Here is a 16,420-nt window from a genome sequence, read left to right on the forward strand (position 1 = left end):
AAAATTTGGCGGTAGGTCCAGCCCTGACGGGCCAATTCTTGGGCACCCCACTGGCTCATGCCAATACCATGCCCGTACTTGGGATAGGGGCTAAAATCCGGCAGACTTCTCAGGTAAGGGATCCCGCTCACCCCAACGGTTTGGCTGCCGGCGCTGGCGCTGTACATGGCGTTTACAAATTGCCCCCCATACACCATGACGATGCCGCGGGTGGCGTGTGTTGCTGCTAGGGCGGCGGCTGAGCGCTGCGAGAGGCCCCGATACACCTGGGAGCGGGTGTCGCTAAACACATCAAACCAGCCGCGGGAATTGCGGTGGTGAAGAACATAGGTGCGGGCTGCCACCGCCTGGGCCTTGAGGGCCTCGGGTAAGAAGCGGGATCCCATCTCGGCTTCCACCACGCCGGCCACGTAGTCTTCTAGATCCACGTAGTTGATGGCCATTACCCTGTTATACCCGGTCAAGAGCACCTTGCCGGAATACCAGCGGCCATCCACGGCCACCAGGCCACCCGCTGGCGGCTCGATGAACAACACCGGGCTGACCACCCCCTGCAGGCGCACCCCTTGAGGGCCGGGCTGGGCCAGAAACCCTTGCATGGGCGGCAACTCGGCCAGCACCTCTTGGCGGCTGTTGGTCAGTTGGGCGGGGCGAGAAACGCCCACCACCACAGGGGCGGTGGCGTCGGCCAATTGCACGCGCACCGTCACCCCCCAAGCGCTCTCTATCCATCCCCCTAAGGTGCCCACCAGCAGGGATCCCATCAGGGCAAGCCAACCCCGTGCTCCCATAGCCTCTGTCCAGAGTTCTTTTTTGTACAGCAACCCCAGCCTAGGATAGGGCAAATCGGACTTGGGGACGAAAATCAGGGTGCCTAAAGGGCGGGACGGGATCCCGTTGACAAGGGAGCGGGCGGATGGGGTTGCTCCAAAGGGAGAGAATCAGGTTGTCGAAACCGATCCGGTTCCAGGCCCAAGGCAAAGCACAGGGAGGATCCCGGTCGTCCATTGGAGAAGCAGAGAAAAGCTCCCAGCGAAGCCAATGCCAGAAGGGCCGCATAGCCGAACATGGCCCGATAGCCGGATCCCAGCGCCAGGGTGCCCAGGATCGGCCCCGCCAGCCCAATGCCCAAGTCAAACCCACACATCACCAAGCTGAACAAACGCCCCCGCTCCGCCGGCTCAGAGCGATCGGCTACCAGGGCGGAGATCAGCGGGATCAAGGTGCCAAAACCCGACCCCACCACGATCCCGGCGACAAGAAAAGCCCCGACGCTGTCGGCAACCAACAGGATCCCCATCGCCAGAGCATAGGTGGCCAAGCTCAGAGAGATAAACGGCCCCCGCCCGTAGCGATCGGAAGCGCGACCAGCCAGCAGGCGCACGCCGAAGCTGGCAAAGGCCACCGCCGTATAAAAAAGACCGGGATTGAGGGGAACTCCGACCTCTTGGATCAACAGGGCCACAAAAGTAGTCTGGGTGCCGAAGGCCAGCCCCACCAAGAGCATGACCCCAGCGAGAGAGCACACCTTGGGGTTGAGCACAAGGCTCCAAAACGCTCCATCCGGGGGCAGGGATCCCCAACCCCCACGGCGCTGCTCGCGAACCGATTGGGTACAGAGAAAGCCCACCAACCCCAGCAGAGCGGCAAAGAGAAACAGAGGGCCATAACCAACCAGCTCCTGCAAAAAGCCGCCCAAAGCAGGGCCGATGGCTACACCAACGGGATTGACCAAACTCATGTAGCCCAAGATCTCGCCGCGTTTTGCTTCCGGGGCAAAATCCGCCACCAAAGTAACGTAGGCGGTGGCAAAAGCGGCGATGCTGATCCCGTGAAAGGCCCGCACCAGCGCTATCCACGGGATCCAATCCCAGAGCCAGTACCCCAAAGGCGCCATCCCCGCCGCGCCCATGCCGATGAGCAAGACGATCCGGCGACTATGGCCATCCGCCAGCCGCCCCAACCAAGGGCGAAAAGCCAGCAGCCCAATCGAGAAGGCCCCCATCACCAAGCCCACCTCTTGGCTGGTGCCGCCCACATCCCGGACGTAGAGCGGCAGTGTGGGCAACAGCGAAGACAGACTGGCCCAAAAGAGCAGCCCGGCCACGAAGAGAATGCCCAAGTTGCGCCGCTGCGCCGGCTGTAGCTGCCCGAATACCCTCACGCCCACTCCCGATGAAACTCTCACAACCCTGCCAGGGAGCAAAGCCGTCTCCACAGCATCCCTGAACAGAAATATTACGAAATGTCTATTTGGGTGCTGACTTTTTCAATCTTAACCTCTTGTCTGGAACTGTGCAGGATCCCTGTTCAGGGGCAGCCGTTAGCCTGGAAGTGGCCTTTTTGTACGCTTGCCTATGGCGGAACGGTCAGATCCCTTGACTCGCAGTTTGGTTGCCCTGATTCGGGGCTACCAGATAGGCATCTCCCCTTGGCTGCCTCCTGCGTGCCGCTACTACCCCACCTGCTCCCAGTACACCCTGGAAGCAGTGCGGCGCTACGGCGCCATCCGAGGCAGTTGGCTGGGGATCCGCCGCCTCTGCCGCTGCCACCCTTGGCATCCGGGGGGCTACGACCCGGTGCCCGACTTGCCGGGATCCGCACCTGACGAAACTTATCGCCCCAGCCGAGATTGATTGACGAGGGGGATCCCTGTCAGGCCAAGATCGGTGTTGCCGGAAAAGGCTGTATTTGGGAGCCGGTCAGTCAGGAATAGCAGGCCACCGCCTCGATTTCCACCAAGGCATTCAAGGGCAAGCCAGCCACCTGCACGCAAGAGCGGGCCGGCGCCGGGTCTGCGGCAAAAAACTCTCGATAAACCTCGTTCATGGCGGCAAAGTCTTTCATATCCGCCAAAAAAACCGTGGTCTTCACCACATTGGCCAGGCTCGTGCCCCCTGCTTCCAGCACCGCCTTCAGGTTCAGCAACGCCTGCCGAGTTTGCGAGGCAACATCTTCTCCCGCCAACTTGCCGGTTTTGGGATCCAGGCCCACCTGGCCGGCGGCAAACAGAAAAGGCCCCGAAGCAACAACGCCCTGGCTGTAAGGGCCGACAGGAGCAGGAGCGGCCTCGGTTTGTACAGCACAAGGGCCTGGCCCGGTTTGGCCCTGCGGATGGCCCATCGCGGAATTGGCCAGATTGCTCGGCTCCATAGAGGTTTGCCCCCGTGAAGAGAAGCTCTTTCGCTACGCTACCACAGGCGGATCCCAGAGAAGACGAACCCGCAATGCCAAAATAGGCTTGTCGGGAAGAAAAAGTGCTCATGCCTTTGATCAAGTTGCAAACCTCTCTGCAGCCAGAACCTGCCACCGTGGCAGACCTACTCAAGTTCCTCTCTGCTGCTCTGGCTAAGCAGTTGGGCAAGTCGGAAGCCTACGTAATGACTGCTTTTGAAGGAGGGATCCCGATGACCTTTGCCGGCAGCGCCGATCCCTGCTGCTATGTAGAGATCAAGAGTATTGGGCAGTTTTCCGCCGATCAAACCCGATTCCTAAGCGAGTTTTTTTGCAGCACCATCGAGGACAAATTGGGGATCCCCAGGAAGAGGATTTACATTGAGTTCAGCGATGCCAAAGGCTATCTTTGGGGATGGAACGGCACGACCTTTGGGTGAAAGCTACTTCGCACAAGTCAGGTATTTCCTAGCCTGGCTGCTCTAGCCTATCTAGCAACAGCTTTCTGATGCTCCCGACCGCCGTGGCAGACCCCACCCAACCCAGAACAAATCCCGCAAAGCGGCAGCTTCTACTGAAGCTTGCTGGCCTTTTGGGCGTGGCCGTTCTTATTTTTGGGTAGCCCATCGATTGGGATTTTTTGGAGTTATTCAAGACTGGTTTGCCAAAGCTCTGGTGGAAGACTTGGGGCTGCTGGGGCCAATGCTTTTTTTCATTGCCATTTACATCGTGGCCATCTACATTGTGGCGACGGTGCCGCCTCTGCCGGCTTCGCTGCTGACCTTGGACGCAGGAGCTGTGGGGCTCGGCAAGCCCTACGGGAAGGGGTAAAGCAGGGCTAGGCCAATCTAAGTCAAAGTGGCCTTGCGCAGAGGCTCAGCCAACCAGTTGGCAGAGGGTCTCCTGCCTTTCTCGGTCTTGTTCGGCCAGTTCCTGGATGGCGCGTTGGTACACCTGGGCGGGTGTGGATCCCTGGTTGACCTGCTTCAGCCAGCGCTGGGCTTCATTGCCTTCCTGGAGCAGGGTTTGCAAGGGAGCCAAGAAGCAGCCCAAGCCCTGGGGTTGGCCGATGCGCCAGGCTTCGGTCAGCAGCTCTTCAATCCACTCCTGGGCTAAGCGTTCGCGGCCAGTGCGCCAGTCGAGCAAGCGGGCTTGCAGCGATTCTCGAGCAGCAGCCTGCTCGTTGGCCTCGCAAAGGCTCTCCAGCTCCGCTGGGGTAAAAGGCCCCCCCAAGGGATCCAGCGCCTCCGGCTGAGATAGCAATTGCCAGAGGCGGGCCTCTACTAGGGCGGTGATGGCCAGAATCATCACCGGATCCGCCACTAGGTCGCAGATGCGCAGCTCCACTCGGTTGAGGTGATAGGGCCGCTCCGGGCCGTTGGGCCGTACAGAAGTCCAGAGGTGGCGCACGTTCTGCATCGTGCCCAGGGCCAGTTGCTCCTGCATCCAGGCGATGTAGTGGGCGTGATCCCGGAAGAAGGGCACCTGGGCCGGCGTTTTGGGAAACACCTGCCAACGGCTGGAATGGTAGCCCGTTACCTGGCCGTCCAGAAAAGGAGAAGAAGCGCTCAGGGCCAAATAAAGAGGGGCTTCCGCCCGCAATAGGCGACAGGCGAGAAAAATGGCTTCCGTATCCGGCAGACCGACATTGATGTGGATGCTGGCGGTCACCACCCGCGTGCCGTAGGTGCGCTCGATGTAGTCGTGGTAGGGGTTGCCCGGATCCGAGCGCTCGAAGTGGTCACTGCCGCCCAAAGCCAGCGTGCTCCCCGGCAGCAAGGTGTAGGGGCCAAGACGGCGCAAAAACTGCCGCAGTTGCAGGCGAGGCCGAAGCAAGGCACAGAGCAGGTCTTCGTAGCGGCGAAGGGGCGGGGTGATGTACTCGACGTTGCGCCGATCGGGTTCTCGCACAAACTCCGGCAAAGCCTGGCAGATGCGATCCGATAGGCCCACCACTTCCCCGGCGGCGGTGCCGGTGTACATTTCTACCTCAAAGCCCTTGGTCAACAGCACAGGCCAGCCTCCAGCCGCAGCCCCATCAGTTTAACCTTTCTCTTCTTCACCCATTTTCCTGAGATTTTGCAGGAGATTGGCCACTGGAGGGGGAGTTTCTCGTCCTACTGTTAAAATGCTTGGCAATGCTTGGATGCAGCTGGGGGGGAAGAATGGAGTGCGGGATCCCATCTATATCCTAGGGGCGGGGCCGGCGGGCATGGCGGCTGCCTATCGCCTGACCCAGCTAGGCTTCCCCGTGGTGGTGGTGGAACGAGAAGACAGGGTCGGGGGCCTGGCCAAAAGCATTCGCTACCAGGGGTTCATTCTCGACTATGGCCCGCACCGGTTTTTTACCAAGATCCCAGCGGTGCTGGAGCTGTGGAACCGGGTTTTGGGATCCGAACAGGTGACTGTCCGGCGGCTTACCCGCATCTACTACCGCAAGCAATATTTTCAGTACCCCATCCAAGCTTGGGAAGTCCTGCGCAAAGTTGGCTGGTGGGAAAGTCTGCTCATTGTCCTTTCCTACCTCTGGGCCCAACTCATCCCCCGCCCAGCTCCCCAGAACTTTGCCGACTGGGTCAAAGGAAAATTTGGTAGCCGGCTTTTTCAGATGTTCTTCAAAGGCTACACGGAAAAGCTGTGGGGGATCCCTTGTACCGAAATCAGCGCCGATTGGGCCGCTCAGCGCATCAAAGGTCTCAGCCTTGGGCAAGCGATCCGCAAGGCGCTGGGGTGGAACCGCGGCTGCGTCAAATCGCTGATCGACCAATTTCAGTTTCCTCGCCTGGGATCCGGCCAGCTCTACGAAAAAATGCAGGAGTTTTTGCTGGCCGAGGGCCAAAAAGTTTGGCTAAATACAGAGGTCATCGCCCTTAGGCAGGAGGGATCCCGGATTGTCGAGCTGCAACTGCGCCATCTTCAGGATGGAAGGGAAACATGGGTCTCCCCCTCCCACGTCATCTCTTCGATCCCTCTGACAGTGTTGGTGCAGAGCCTGCGGGAACTGCCTCCCCCAGAAGTGCTGCAGGCAGCCCGCAACCTCAAGTTTCGCAACACGGTTTTGGTTTACTTGATCGTGGAGGGATCCCAGCTTTTCCCCGACAACTGGCTGTATATCAACGACCCAACAGTGCAGGTTGGTCGGGTAACCAACTTTGCCAATTGGTCACCGGCTATGCTCCCCAACCAGGAACAAACCCCCTTGTGCTGTGAGTATTGGTGCAACTTTGGGGATCCCTTGTGGCAAGCCCCTGAGGAGCAATTGCTGGCTTTGGCTGAGAAGGAGCTACGCCAAATTGGCCTGCTGCAAGGCCAGAAGATCCGCGGCGGCTTTGTGGTGCGCCTACCCTGCACCTATCCCATCTACGCCGGCAGCTACAAAGAAGATCTAGCCATTTTGCAGAGGTATCTTGGCCAGTTTGAAAACCTGCAACTGGTGGGCCGCTACGGCTCGTTTAAGTACAACAACCAGGATCACAGCTTGCTGATGGGCCTATTGGCGGCGGAAAACGTCCTCCGCCCCGGCAGCCACGATCTCTGGCAGGTGAACTCCGATGACGATTACCAAGAAGAGATCAAAGTGCCACCCCCACCTGCGAAGGTCCGGCGATGAGCTTCTCTCTTAGCCATCTGTTGCGGCAAAGCCGGCAGCGTCTTGCCCCTTTCTCTATCCAGGTTCTGCTGCCAAGCTTAGCCTTGACAGGGTTGCAGATCTTCTTAATCTCCCTTTGGAGCCAGGAGGATGACTATGCTTCCATCTTCAAGGGTTTAACCCAGTGGGATAGCCATTGGTATTTGGGGATTGTGCGGCAGGGCTATCAGTTTGTGGGCTTCGACAAGATTGCCTACGAGCAGAGCAATGTGGCCTTCTTTCCCGGCTACCCTCTGGCCGTTGCTGCCCTCAGCCGCTTGTTGCGGGTTGAGCCTGAGTTGGGACTTTACCTGATCGCCCAGCTCTTTTGCTGGCTGATGTGGATTTACCTTTTCCTGTTTTATCGTCTCTGGCAGATCCCCTTGCTTTGGCAAGTCCTGGCAAGTTTGATCATCTTGGTCTATCCCAGCAGCTTTTACCTTGTCGTGGGCTACAGCGAGTCCCTCTTTATGGCCAGCTTGTTGGGTTTTTTCTACTGGTCAATGGGCTTAGATTCCCTCTGGCCATCACTTTTGGCCGGGATCCACGGCTTGGCGATGAGTGCCACCCGCATTGTGGGTTTGCCGGTGGCGGTGGTTCTTCTGCTGCGGCTATCCCACCCTTGGTTTTGGAGAGCCAGCGCCGTTGTTTTGGCCTTGTCGGGCGGGCTGAGTTTTTTCCTCTACTGTCAGCTCCGCTTTGGCCGCTGGGATCTCTACCTGGAAATGCAGCGCTACTTCGGCCCCAGTTCTTTCGATTACCTGGCTATTATTCAACCTCGTACTTATGCCCCCCTCTTTTCTCTTGGGTACTGGCAGTCCTTGTTTTCCTTTTCCGAGGCTTTGGGGGATGGGATATGGGCCATTTCCCTCAGTCAACTGTTTGTTCCCCTCACCCTGGGATCCCTAGTTGTTACCAGTTTGCTGGATGGGTGGAGTGTCCTGGCCGGCAAGAGCCGGCGCTGGCAGGAGCGGCTGGGGCTCCATTTGGCTGCCTGGATTATGTTCTCCATTTCCGTGGCCGGCATGAGTGCTGTGGCCCAGAGAAGTATGATCCGCTACTGTCTGCCGATTCACACCCTGCAGGTGCTGGCCTGGTTGCATGGGATCAGATACACCGATTTCAGCTTCATCCCCCAACAGGTACGTTTCTGTCTTGGCAGTGTCCTAAGGCTGAGCTACTGGATCTTGGCTTTAGTCTTCTTTGCCCTAAACCAAATCCTCACCTGGCGCTACGTCCAGCATCTTTGGGTGGCTTGATCGAACCTTGGTAGTGAAGCTGATGAGTTTGCGTCCTGGTTCTCTGTTGCAGCAGATTCGCAAATGTTTAGTTGGCTTTTCTACTCGGATTTTTTTGCTGGGCTTAGCGCTGACTATCCTACAAGTGTTAACGATATACCTTTGGACAAAACGCGGCAGCTATGCTTCTGCTTTTACAGCCCTGAGCCAGCGCGATAGCTATTGGTACCTGAGCATTGTAGAGCGGGGGTATCAGTTTGTGGGCTTTGACAAGATTGCCTACGACCAGAGCAATGCAGCTTTCTTTCCCGGCTATCCGCTGGCGGTGGCCGCCATGAGCCGCCTATTAGGAGTTGATCCGGAGCTGGGGCTTTATCTCACTGCTCAGCTCTTTTGTTGGCTGATGTGGGTTTACCTTTTCCTATTTTACCGCCGCTGGCGGATCCCCTTGCTTTGGCAAGTTTTGGCAAGTTTGATTATCTTGGTCTATCCAAGTAGCTTTTATTTGGTAGTAGGCTACAGCGAGTCCCTCTTTATGGCCAGCTTGTTGGGTTTTTTCTACTGGTCAATGGGCTTAGATTCCCTCTGGCCATCACTTTTGGCCGGGATCCACGGTTTGGTGATGAGTGCCACCCGCATTGTGGGTTTGCCGGTGGCGCTGGTTCCTCTGCTGCGGCTATCCCGCCCTTGGTTTTGGACAGCCAGCGCCGTTGTTTTGGCCTTGTCGGGCGGGCTGAGCTTTTTCCTCTACTGTCAGCTCCGCTTTGGCCGCTGGGATCTCTACATGGAAATGCAGCGCTACTTCACTGGCGTGCAGGCCAATTACCAAGCCCTTTTCCAAGCTTCTACCTATGTTCTTTCCCCTGAGCGATGGCAAGTCTTGCTCTCTCCTTCTGCACCCGTGAAGGATCCTGGCCTGTGGTCTGATGCTCTCAGCCAACTGTTTGTGTCTGTTACGTTGGGATCCCTAGTTGTTACAGGCTTGCTGGATGGGTGGAGTATCCTGGCCGGCAAGAGCCAGCGCTGGCAGGAGCGGCTGGGGCTCCATTTGGCTGCCTGGGCCATGTTCTACATCGCTGTAGCCGGCATGAGTCCCCTGGGCCAGCGAAGCATGATTCGCTACTGCCTGCCGGTTCACGTCGTACACGTGCTGGCTCTCGTGCACTGGGCCAAGCACACAGATTTGGGCTTTCTTCCCCTCTGGGCTCGTCCCCACCTGAGCAGAGTTCTCAAGCTGGGCTATGGGCTTCTGGCTCTCATCTTCCTCGTTCTCAACCAGATCTTGACCTGGCGCTACGTTCGCCATCTCTGGGTAGCTTGACTCCACTTTCTTGAAGATAGGATGTGAGGGATCCCGACTTCTCCCCAACTAGGAGCTGTGGCCTTTTCTTCTCCTCGCAAGTTGCCTCGGCAGAAATCGTCCCTGCGGGTGGCTCAGACCATCGACCCCGCCAAGATTTACCCCTGCCCCTGTTGCCACCAAGGTCAGTTGCGCCTGATTACCCTGACCGAGGCTTTTGGCTGCAGCCGTTGCCAGCATATTTTCGCCATCACCCCCGACCGTTTGCACATTGAGCAACTGGCGGTTTCCTACCCCTACCGCAAAATGTGGTTCTGGAACGGCCATCAATGGGTGTTGCGCCGGCAAAGCACTTTCCAGGGATCCATGCTCTTGGGCCTCACCCTCAGCCTGGGGGTTGCTTTGGGGGTGGGGTTTCTCAGCGCGGTGCTCTTCCCCAGCCAAGCCCAGTTGCTCAGTTGGTTCCTGATTCTTTGCCTGTTGTTAACGCTGTTGATGGCGACGGCAATCCTGCTGCTGCGTCGGCCTTGAGATGCTTGGGATCGTTGCCAGGGATCCCCAGTTTCAGCTCTTGTGGATCTAGCCATTTCTTGTTAGCAGTGGTCAGGAGCAGGTCTGTCGTCGGTCAGCCAGGCAGGAGGGAAGCGAGTGACCGATTTTGGTTCAGCTTTTGACCTCAGCACCACCCTGCGCCAGGTGCGCCGCTTGCTGCCTCAGCTCCAGCGCTTGAGCGGCGAAACCAAACGCCAGGCCCTGCTGGCCCTCTCGCGCCGTTTGCTGGAGCGCTCCGATCTCCTCTTAGAGGCCAATACCCTCGACCTGGAAAGCTGCCGCGAGCAAACTGTGCCGGAGTGGATCCTCAACGGCCTCAAGCTCACCCCGGAGCGCCTGCAGCGATCCGCCCAGTTGCTTGCTCTCTTGGCCCAACAGCCGGATCCCATCGGCAGCCTGGAGAGGGGGTACCGTCAGGACAACGGGCTGTTCATTGGCCGCTACCGCGTCCCTTTGGGGGTGGTGGCTTTGGTCTATGAGATCTACCCCGAGTTTGCCCTCAACGGCATTGGCATGGGTCTCAAGACGGGCAATGGCGTGCTCTTGGCCAGCAGCGGCCCCATCCAGAAAACCCACCAGGCTCTAGTTACCCTATTGGCAGAAACAGCTTACGAACACGGGATCCCAGAAGGAGCCATTCAAGCCTTGCCCACCCAAGACCGGCCAGCGGATCCCCAAGAGGACTCGCTGCTGCTACTGCTGCTGCAGCAAACCCGCTACGTGGACCTGGTAATCCCCTGTGGTCGCCCCGGCTGGGTGGAGTTTCTCCTGCAGGCTAGCAAAGTGCCGATCCTGGCTACCCACCTGGGCTATGGCCATGTTTATCTGGATCGCACCGCTCCCTGGCCTTTGGTGAAGTCAGCTTTGCTGGATCCCTTGGCTCGCTATGGCCCAGAAGGGATCCCCATCTACCAGCCCCTCACCCTCTGGCTGCTGATCCACGCCGACTGGGCCGCCAGCCATCTGCCAGCGCTGGTCGAAGCTTTGCTCAGTCAGGGGGAGGTCGATGTCCAGGCGGCCGCCCCAATTCTAGAGCAATTTCCCCAGCTCCAGCCGCTGGGAGAAGGGTTTGACTCCACCCGGCGTCCCCATCTGCGCCTCCAGCTAGTAGCGGATTTAACGGAGGCTATCGCCTGGATTAACAAAAACGGTTACCATCAGTCGGAAACCATCCTCACTGATAGCCAGGCGGCGGCCCAGCGCTTTCTCCAGGAGGTGGATGCGGCCCTTATCCACATCAACACCACGCCCCTCTCAGCAGGCCGCGGAAGCGGGATCCCTACCTTGGGGGCGATTCGCGACCCGTCCCTGGGCATTTCTACCCAGCGGCTGCATGTGCGCGGGCCCATCGACCTGGAAGCCCTGACAACTGTAAAGGTGGTGGCCCAGGGCGGCCTGTAGCCGTGGGAGGGTGGGATCCCGCTGGCCCCCTTCTCCAAAGCTGGCCAGATCAGGCGAGACTGAAGATAGGGATCCACTCCCAGCTTGTCATCCCACAAAGCCCAGGCGACTAGGGGAGAACTCCTTTGGGGATTGACCTACGCAGCTACGTGTTTTTGGATCGGCTCCAGCCCCAATACGCCGCCTATCTGGGCACGGTGGCCCAGGGCTTTTTGCCCCTGCCGGGGGACACTTCCCTCTGGGTCGAGATTTCCCCCGGCATTGAGATCAACCGCGTCATGGACATCGCCCTCAAAGCCACCTCGGTAAGGCCAGGGTTGCAGGTAGTAGAGCGCCTCTACGGTCTTTTGGAGGTTCACTCCAGCAACCAGGGGGATACCCGCACTGCCGGGCGGGCCATCCTGGCGGCTTTGGGGGTGAGCGAACAGGAGCGTCTCAAGCCGCGCATCATCTCTAGCCAGATCATCCGCAACATCGATCCCCACCAAACCCAGTTGATCAACCGTTTCCGCCGTGGCCAGATGCTTCTAGCGGGCCAAACCCTTTACATCCTGGAGGTGCAGCCGGCAGGCTATGCCCCCCTGGCCGCCAATGAGGCAGAAAAATCGGCCCGGATCAACATCCTCGAGGTGATGCCTTTTGGTAGCTTTGGCCGCGTCTACTTGGGCGGGGAAGAGCAAGATATCCTAGCCGCCTGTCGGGCCGCCGAGGAAAGCTTGGCAGTGATTTCTGGGCGGGATCCCTTGCTGTTGCCTGAGGAGGTATAGCCAATGGCGGAATCGGATCCCAAGTCTTCGCCCAAAGCCAGCTTGCCCCAGGATCTGACGGCGGAGCAGGCGAGGCTGCTGGCAGAAGTGACCGCTCCCTACCGCAGTTTGCGGCGCTTTGTCTACCTGGCGGTGGGTTTTTCGGCTGGCGTTGGGGCATTTGTGTTTTTCTTTCGGGCCTTGGCAGGGCGGGATCTGGAGACTACCCTGCCCAGCTTGGCTCTACAGTTAGGGATCCTGGCCGGCGCCCTTGGCCTAAACAGGCTGGAAAACCGCTCCCAGCAAAAGCTGGTCAGACAGATGAGGCAGCGCCTTAGCAGCCCAAAAGAGTCGCCCCCTCCACCCAAGGGTGATCCCCTGTACCAGCGCAGGGACAGTTAGCCCGTCAATCGTCCCAGTCCTCTCGGCGGGGATCGGGGTCGTCCTCCGCATCGGCGCTCGGCAGATAGTGGCGATCCCTGGCGGGGGCTGCCTGGGACCATTTTTGAACCATTTGGATGGCGAGAAAGGCAACAACGGCAACCACAACTGCCCAGGTGAGAATTGGAATCGCTAGGATCACCACCGTACCCAACACGTAGATAGCCACCTTAGGCAAGGAGGGATCCACCCTCCAGCCGCGGCGGTACACCCAGTTGGTAAGCTGCCGATCCCAGCGGCGCAGGCGAGGGATGTTCTCCTCATAGATTTCCTGCAAAATGCCGGCCAAAACAGGTCCCAGGCGGCGCATCTGGCTTCGGGTTTGCCTTCTCCAATTCCGCACCGAGCGTCCCATTCGTAGGATCCTTGCCCTGCTCTTCCTCAAGCGATCCTAGCCCAACCGCGAGGGCGACCTTCCCGTCGGGGCGGCAAGGGATCCGGGGGGATGTAAATTTGTTTGAACATTTGGATCGGAGATTGGGGTGGCTGGGCAGGACTACAGTACACTGAGGGCACCTGTGCAGTGGTGTGGCTGCCACGCCAGAGGGGTAAACCTTTTTTAACCTTTCAAAGAGCTCGACTGGAGAACGCTAATGGCTCACACGGTCAAGATCTACGACACTTGCATCGGTTGTACTCAGTGTGTGCGGGCCTGCCCTACCGATGTGTTGGAAATGGTGCCCTGGAAGGGGAACAACAAGGCCGGCATGATCGCCGCTGCCCCCCGCACCGAAGACTGTGTTGGCTGCAAACGCTGTGAGACTGCTTGCCCCACCGATTTCCTGAGCATCCGCGTCTATCTTGGGCCCGAAACCACCCGCAGCATGGGCCTGGCTTACTAAGCCGCCGGCAGGTTGGGTTGCAATTTTTTGCGATTGCCCGCCCGCTCAAGGAAACAGCATCTTTAACTTCAATCTTCAGCTTCTCCTCCCTGAAAAAAAGTTGGGCGGGCCGTTGCTGTAGCAAATGGGTTAATGGGTTGATTGAAGAGGGGGGAGCCCTCCTCTTTTTTTCTTCAAGGGTCGAGATAGAGTCGGTGTTGGCGAATGTAGTGCTCCACAGCGGAGGGCACCAAGTAGCGGATGGATCCCCCTTTTTGGATTTGCTGACGCAGGTAGGTGGAAGAAAGCGTTAGGGTGGGGGCGTCCAAGATTGTTGCCCGGATGGGCAGCTTCTCAGCCACCGACTGCAGCACCTGGGCGGCGTCGCCAGCATCGAGGCGGGGGGCAACAATCCAGTGACAGAGGCGGGCCAATTCTTCCGCCTGGTACCACTGGGGCAGACCCCGCAGGGCATCCACCCCGATGATCCAGTACCACTGGGTGTTGGGTTGCTCTTGCATCAGGCAGCGCACTGTCTCAATGGTGTAGGAGGGGCCAGGACGGCGGATCTCCAGCTCGGAGCAGGCAAAGCGCTCGTGGTCGGCAATGGCCAGCTTCACCATGGCCAGGCGATCTGCTTTGCTGGCGCCGGCGGCCAAGGGCTTGTGGGGAGGATCCCCTGCCGGCATCCACAGCACCTGATCCAAGTTGAACTGCCAGAGGGCCTGCTCGGCCATGATCAGATGGCCGTGGTGGACGGGGTTAAAGGTGCCGCCGAGAATGCCAACGCGGCGCTGCTTGGGGGCTGAGCCACTCATGGCTGTTGGCTGAGGTAGCTGATGGCCTCGCGCAGCCAGTCTTCCGTCTGCCGGGGCTGAGGTGGAAGGGCTTGCAGGGCCGCTTGAATTTCCTGGAGGCTGTAGCCGAGGGCCAGCAGGGCCATTTCCACCTCCTCCCGGATAGAGGGGGGCGGCCCGCCAGCCAGAGGGCGATCTGCGTTCTCTAGGCCTTGTCGCCAGTGGGCCAATTTGCTTTTCAGCTCCAGCGCCAGCCGTTGGGCCGTTTTGTGGCCCACCCCTGGGGCTAGGGAGAGGAGGCGGACATTTTCGGTAACCACCGCCTGCACCAGCTCCGGCAAAGCGAAAGTGTTGAGCAGCGCCAGACCCAAAGCCGGACCCACCCCCGGGACTTTGATCAGTTCCACAAACAGATCCCGCTCCGCTGGCGAGCCAAACCCGTACAGCACCAGCTCGGTCTCCCGCACCAGCAGATGGGTGAACACCCGCACAGGCTCTCCTACAGGAGGCAGTTGCTTGAGAAAACGGGCCGGCGCCTGGATGCGATAGCCGATCCCCTGCACCTCCAGGGTGAGGCTGCTGCGCTCTCCCGGTTCCACAGCGACGAGGTGGCCTGTCAAAAACGCGATCATGTGCGTATCCAACCGGTGTTTAGGATACCTTGCCCGGCGGCGGCTTCGGAGCTGGCTAGGCAAAATCTAAATGAATCTAGAATGAGAAAAGCTCACGAGCAAACCTTATGGTATCAACGTCGGCACCGGCCACTCCCATCTCGGCACGCTGGATTTGGCGCGGGCAATCCGTTCATTATGTCAAACAGGGCGAGCAGGGGCAGCCTTTGCTTTTGGTGCACGGCTTTGGGGCCTCCACCGACCACTGGCGCAAGAATATCCCTGAGTTGGCCCAACACTACCAGGTCTATGCTATCGATTTGCTCGGCTTTGGCCGTTCGGCCAAGCCCAACTGGGACTACCGCGCCGAGATCTGGCGGGATCAACTGCGGGATTTCTGTCAACAGGTGATCCGGCGGCCCGTGGTGGCCATTGGCAACTCCCTGGGTGGCTATGTGGTGCTCAGCCTTGCGGCAGAGTGGCCGGAGTGGGTGCGGGGGGTGGTGTTGCTTAACGGAGCCGGTGGCTTTTCCACTGCTAAGGGATCCCCTTCTGGCTGGCGGCAATGGCTGCGTGGCCTGGTGGGCTGGGGCCTGCGCCAGCGCCTGGTGTCTTACCTATTGTTTCAGTATTTGCGGCAGCCGCGGGTGATTCGCTCCAAGCTGAAGCAGGTCTATTACGACCCGGCGGCAGTGACGGATCAACTGGTGGAAGACATTCATCGCCCCACACGGGATCCGGGGGCTGCCGATGTGTTCGTGGCCCTGATGCGGGGCGGGCAGAAGGGGCGCTATGTGGGTGAGCTGCTGCGCAGCTTGGTGCGCCCCCTGTTGTTGATTTGGGGCGAACGGGATCCCTGGATGCGGGCCCGCGAGCGCTCCAAGCTGTACCGGGCTCACTACCCTCAGGCGGTGGAATACTTCCTGGAAGCCGGCCACTGCCCTCACGATGAGCGCCCCGAACAGGTCAATGCCCTGATCCACCAGTGGATCGAGACGGGGATCCCGGCCACCACCTCTCCTCCCCCTTTCAAAGCAGCGCCGGTTTCAGACCTGCATCCTTAGCCTTGAGAGCTAGCCGGGGTTGCCTGCCGGCTCTGGCGGCGAGTCTCCTTCCAGACCAATGGCGTACTTCAGCCATTCCCGGTAGGATCCGCTGCTGACAGCTTTGGAGATTTCAAAGTAAAGGGTGCTGTGGGGGCGGCGGGGCTGGCGCAGCAGGGGCATGCCAGCCTCACGCGGAGTGCGATTCCCTTTTTTCACGTTGCAGCGCACACAGGCGCTGACCACATTTTCCCAGGTATCTCCGCCGCCGCGGGAGCGCGGGATCACGTGATCCAGGGTGAGGTCTTCGCCATAACAACCGCAGTACTGGCAGCGGTGCCCATCGCGATAGAGGACGTTGCGGCGTGTCAGGGGAATCTCTTTGTGGGGAACGTGAACGTAGTGGCGCAGGCGGATGACGGTGGGCAGAGGGATGTTGCCGTAGACTACTTTGCCGTTGTGCTCGATTTGCTCGGCTTTGCCCTTGAGCAAAAGGACGACAGCTCTGCGCCAACTGGTGACGTTGAGCGGCTCGTAGGAGGCATTTAAAACCAAAACCTTGCTCATAGTGCTACGCACCGGTAAACTACCCGGCTCCGACCGCTAAGCAGTACGGAGCGGGCTTTAAGCGCTACGCGCCGCTGACGCGAACGGTAGCCCTGCAGTTG

The 16,420-nt window shown here is 59.3% G+C and carries 20 protein-coding genes; 12 read left to right on the plus strand and 8 right to left on the minus strand.

Going from position 1 to position 16,420, the window contains the following annotated elements; translation table 11 throughout:
• Positions 1-791: SpoIID/LytB domain-containing protein (locus tag NW835_RS12415; protein WP_414415444.1), on the minus strand; the 791-nt coding region annotated here is incomplete at its 3' end.
• An 83-nt stretch (positions 792-874) separates the two neighbouring features.
• The gene (locus NW835_RS12420) at positions 875-2,164 is read right to left on the minus strand and encodes an MFS transporter (RefSeq protein WP_414415445.1); all 1,290 of its coding nucleotides are present in this window, start codon (positions 2,162-2,164) and stop codon (positions 875-877) included.
• Between the two features lie 193 nt (positions 2,165-2,357).
• Here NW835_RS12420 and yidD point away from each other — a divergent pair, with 193 nt between their 5' ends.
• The gene (gene yidD, locus NW835_RS12425; protein WP_414377569.1) at positions 2,358-2,636 is read left to right on the plus strand and encodes a membrane protein insertion efficiency factor YidD; all 279 of its coding nucleotides are present in this window, start codon (positions 2,358-2,360) and stop codon (positions 2,634-2,636) included.
• A 70-nt stretch (positions 2,637-2,706) separates the two neighbouring features.
• Here the strand turns inward: yidD and NW835_RS12430 are convergent, their stop codons facing one another.
• Entirely contained in the window at positions 2,707-3,123 is a 417-nt protein-coding gene (locus NW835_RS12430) for a RidA family protein (RefSeq protein ID WP_414334105.1), read from the minus strand.
• Between the two features lie 140 nt (positions 3,124-3,263).
• On the opposite strand from NW835_RS12430, the gene NW835_RS12435 reads away from it, so the two are divergent.
• Both NW835_RS12435 and NW835_RS12440 read left to right on the plus strand, forming a co-directional pair.
• The gene (locus NW835_RS12435; RefSeq protein ID WP_414415446.1) at positions 3,264-3,614 is read left to right on the plus strand and encodes a phenylpyruvate tautomerase MIF-related protein; all 351 of its coding nucleotides are present in this window, start codon (positions 3,264-3,266) and stop codon (positions 3,612-3,614) included.
• A gap of 190 nt (positions 3,615-3,804) precedes the next feature.
• On the plus strand, positions 3,805-4,005 hold the full coding sequence (locus NW835_RS12440; protein ID WP_414365213.1) for a hypothetical protein: 201 nt from the start codon (positions 3,805-3,807) through the stop codon (positions 4,003-4,005).
• A 45-nt stretch (positions 4,006-4,050) separates the two neighbouring features.
• On the opposite strand, the gene gshA is transcribed toward NW835_RS12440, so the two are convergent.
• Positions 4,051-5,187 carry a glutamate--cysteine ligase gene (gene gshA, locus NW835_RS12445; protein ID WP_414415447.1) on the minus strand — a complete coding sequence of 379 codons (1,137 nt, stop codon included), beginning with the start codon at positions 5,185-5,187 and terminating at the stop codon, positions 4,051-4,053.
• A 133-nt stretch (positions 5,188-5,320) separates the two neighbouring features.
• On the opposite strand from gshA, the gene NW835_RS12450 reads away from it, so the two are divergent.
• From NW835_RS12450 to NW835_RS12480, 7 genes are all read left to right on the plus strand, one after another.
• On the plus strand, positions 5,321-6,784 hold the full coding sequence (locus NW835_RS12450) for an NAD(P)/FAD-dependent oxidoreductase (protein WP_414415448.1): 1,464 nt from the start codon (positions 5,321-5,323) through the stop codon (positions 6,782-6,784).
• Positions 6,781-8,061 carry a hypothetical protein gene (locus NW835_RS12455; protein ID WP_414415449.1) on the plus strand — a complete coding sequence of 427 codons (1,281 nt, stop codon included), beginning with the start codon at positions 6,781-6,783 and terminating at the stop codon, positions 8,059-8,061. Before NW835_RS12450 ends, NW835_RS12455 begins: the two co-directional genes overlap by 4 nt.
• 22 nt (positions 8,062-8,083) lie before the next feature.
• Positions 8,084-9,361, plus strand: a complete 1,278-nt coding sequence (locus tag NW835_RS12460) for a hypothetical protein (RefSeq protein WP_414415450.1) — start codon at positions 8,084-8,086, stop codon at positions 9,359-9,361.
• Between the two features lie 57 nt (positions 9,362-9,418).
• The gene (locus NW835_RS12465) at positions 9,419-9,871 is read left to right on the plus strand and encodes a hypothetical protein (protein WP_414366283.1); all 453 of its coding nucleotides are present in this window, start codon (positions 9,419-9,421) and stop codon (positions 9,869-9,871) included.
• A gap of 117 nt (positions 9,872-9,988) precedes the next feature.
• The gene (locus NW835_RS12470) at positions 9,989-11,293 is read left to right on the plus strand and encodes a gamma-glutamyl phosphate reductase (protein WP_414371649.1); all 1,305 of its coding nucleotides are present in this window, start codon (positions 9,989-9,991) and stop codon (positions 11,291-11,293) included.
• A gap of 125 nt (positions 11,294-11,418) precedes the next feature.
• Positions 11,419-12,060: a hypothetical protein gene (locus NW835_RS12475; RefSeq protein WP_414415451.1), complete on the plus strand. Its 642-nt coding sequence runs from the start codon at positions 11,419-11,421 to the stop codon at positions 12,058-12,060.
• 3 nt (positions 12,061-12,063) lie between these two features.
• Positions 12,064-12,441 (plus strand): DUF3493 domain-containing protein, encoded by a 378-nt coding sequence (locus NW835_RS12480; RefSeq protein WP_414415452.1) that lies wholly within the window; start codon positions 12,064-12,066, stop codon positions 12,439-12,441.
• A 4-nt stretch (positions 12,442-12,445) separates the two neighbouring features.
• Here NW835_RS12480 and NW835_RS12485 read toward each other — a convergent pair whose 3' ends face one another.
• Positions 12,446-12,790 (minus strand): hypothetical protein, encoded by a 345-nt coding sequence (locus tag NW835_RS12485; RefSeq protein ID WP_414415453.1) that lies wholly within the window; start codon positions 12,788-12,790, stop codon positions 12,446-12,448.
• Positions 12,791-13,073: 283 nt separating this feature from the next.
• Between NW835_RS12485 and psaC the strand changes: the two genes are divergently transcribed.
• Complete coding sequence (gene psaC / locus NW835_RS12490; protein WP_011429399.1) at positions 13,074-13,322, plus strand: photosystem I iron-sulfur center protein PsaC; 249 nt, start codon at positions 13,074-13,076, stop codon at positions 13,320-13,322.
• Positions 13,323-13,495: 173 nt separating this feature from the next.
• Here the strand turns inward: psaC and nadD are convergent, their stop codons facing one another.
• Both nadD and ruvA read right to left on the minus strand, forming a co-directional pair.
• Complete coding sequence (nadD, locus tag NW835_RS12495; protein ID WP_414415454.1) at positions 13,496-14,119, minus strand: nicotinate-nucleotide adenylyltransferase; 624 nt, start codon at positions 14,117-14,119, stop codon at positions 13,496-13,498.
• Positions 14,116-14,730 carry a Holliday junction branch migration protein RuvA gene (gene ruvA, locus NW835_RS12500; protein ID WP_414371656.1) on the minus strand — a complete coding sequence of 205 codons (615 nt, stop codon included), beginning with the start codon at positions 14,728-14,730 and terminating at the stop codon, positions 14,116-14,118. Before ruvA ends, nadD begins: the two co-directional genes overlap by 4 nt.
• A gap of 107 nt (positions 14,731-14,837) precedes the next feature.
• Here ruvA and NW835_RS12505 point away from each other — a divergent pair, with 107 nt between their 5' ends.
• Complete coding sequence (locus NW835_RS12505; RefSeq protein ID WP_414415455.1) at positions 14,838-15,773, plus strand: alpha/beta fold hydrolase; 936 nt, start codon at positions 14,838-14,840, stop codon at positions 15,771-15,773.
• Between the two features lie 9 nt (positions 15,774-15,782).
• Here the strand turns inward: NW835_RS12505 and NW835_RS12510 are convergent, their stop codons facing one another.
• On the minus strand, positions 15,783-16,319 hold the full coding sequence (locus NW835_RS12510; protein ID WP_414371660.1) for an HNH endonuclease: 537 nt from the start codon (positions 16,317-16,319) through the stop codon (positions 15,783-15,785).
• Positions 16,320-16,420 lie beyond the last annotated feature (101 nt).

It is taken from the genome of Synechococcus sp. OH2, from assembly GCF_047462155.1.
Classification (GTDB): Bacteria; Cyanobacteriota; Cyanobacteriia; order Thermostichales; family Thermostichaceae; genus Thermostichus.

What these genes read in the sequence shown, in the direction of transcription:
- NW835_RS12485 (WP_414415453.1), bottom strand. Translation starts at nt 12,790, where the DNA reads ATGCGCCGCCTGGGACCTGTTTTGGCCGGCATTTTGCAGGAAATCTAT.
- NW835_RS12510 (WP_414371660.1), bottom strand. Translation starts at nt 16,319, where the DNA reads ATGAGCAAGGTTTTGGTTTTAAATGCCTCCTACGAGCCGCTCAACGTC.
- NW835_RS12450 (WP_414415448.1), top strand. Translation starts at nt 5,321, where the DNA reads ATGCAGCTGGGGGGGAAGAATGGAGTGCGGGATCCCATCTATATCCTA.
- NW835_RS12460 (WP_414415450.1), top strand. Translation starts at nt 8,084, where the DNA reads ATGAGTTTGCGTCCTGGTTCTCTGTTGCAGCAGATTCGCAAATGTTTA.
- NW835_RS12505 (WP_414415455.1), top strand. Translation starts at nt 14,838, where the DNA reads ATGGTATCAACGTCGGCACCGGCCACTCCCATCTCGGCACGCTGGATT.
- psaC (WP_011429399.1), top strand. Translation starts at nt 13,074, where the DNA reads ATGGCTCACACGGTCAAGATCTACGACACTTGCATCGGTTGTACTCAG.
- nadD (WP_414415454.1), bottom strand. Translation starts at nt 14,119, where the DNA reads ATGAGTGGCTCAGCCCCCAAGCAGCGCCGCGTTGGCATTCTCGGCGGC.
- NW835_RS12455 (WP_414415449.1), top strand. Translation starts at nt 6,781, where the DNA reads ATGAGCTTCTCTCTTAGCCATCTGTTGCGGCAAAGCCGGCAGCGTCTT.
- NW835_RS12435 (WP_414415446.1), top strand. Translation starts at nt 3,264, where the DNA reads ATGCCTTTGATCAAGTTGCAAACCTCTCTGCAGCCAGAACCTGCCACC.
- ruvA (WP_414371656.1), bottom strand. Translation starts at nt 14,730, where the DNA reads ATGATCGCGTTTTTGACAGGCCACCTCGTCGCTGTGGAACCGGGAGAG.
- yidD (WP_414377569.1), top strand. Translation starts at nt 2,358, where the DNA reads ATGGCGGAACGGTCAGATCCCTTGACTCGCAGTTTGGTTGCCCTGATT.
- NW835_RS12430 (WP_414334105.1), bottom strand. Translation starts at nt 3,123, where the DNA reads ATGGGCCATCCGCAGGGCCAAACCGGGCCAGGCCCTTGTGCTGTACAA.
- NW835_RS12480 (WP_414415452.1), top strand. Translation starts at nt 12,064, where the DNA reads ATGGCGGAATCGGATCCCAAGTCTTCGCCCAAAGCCAGCTTGCCCCAG.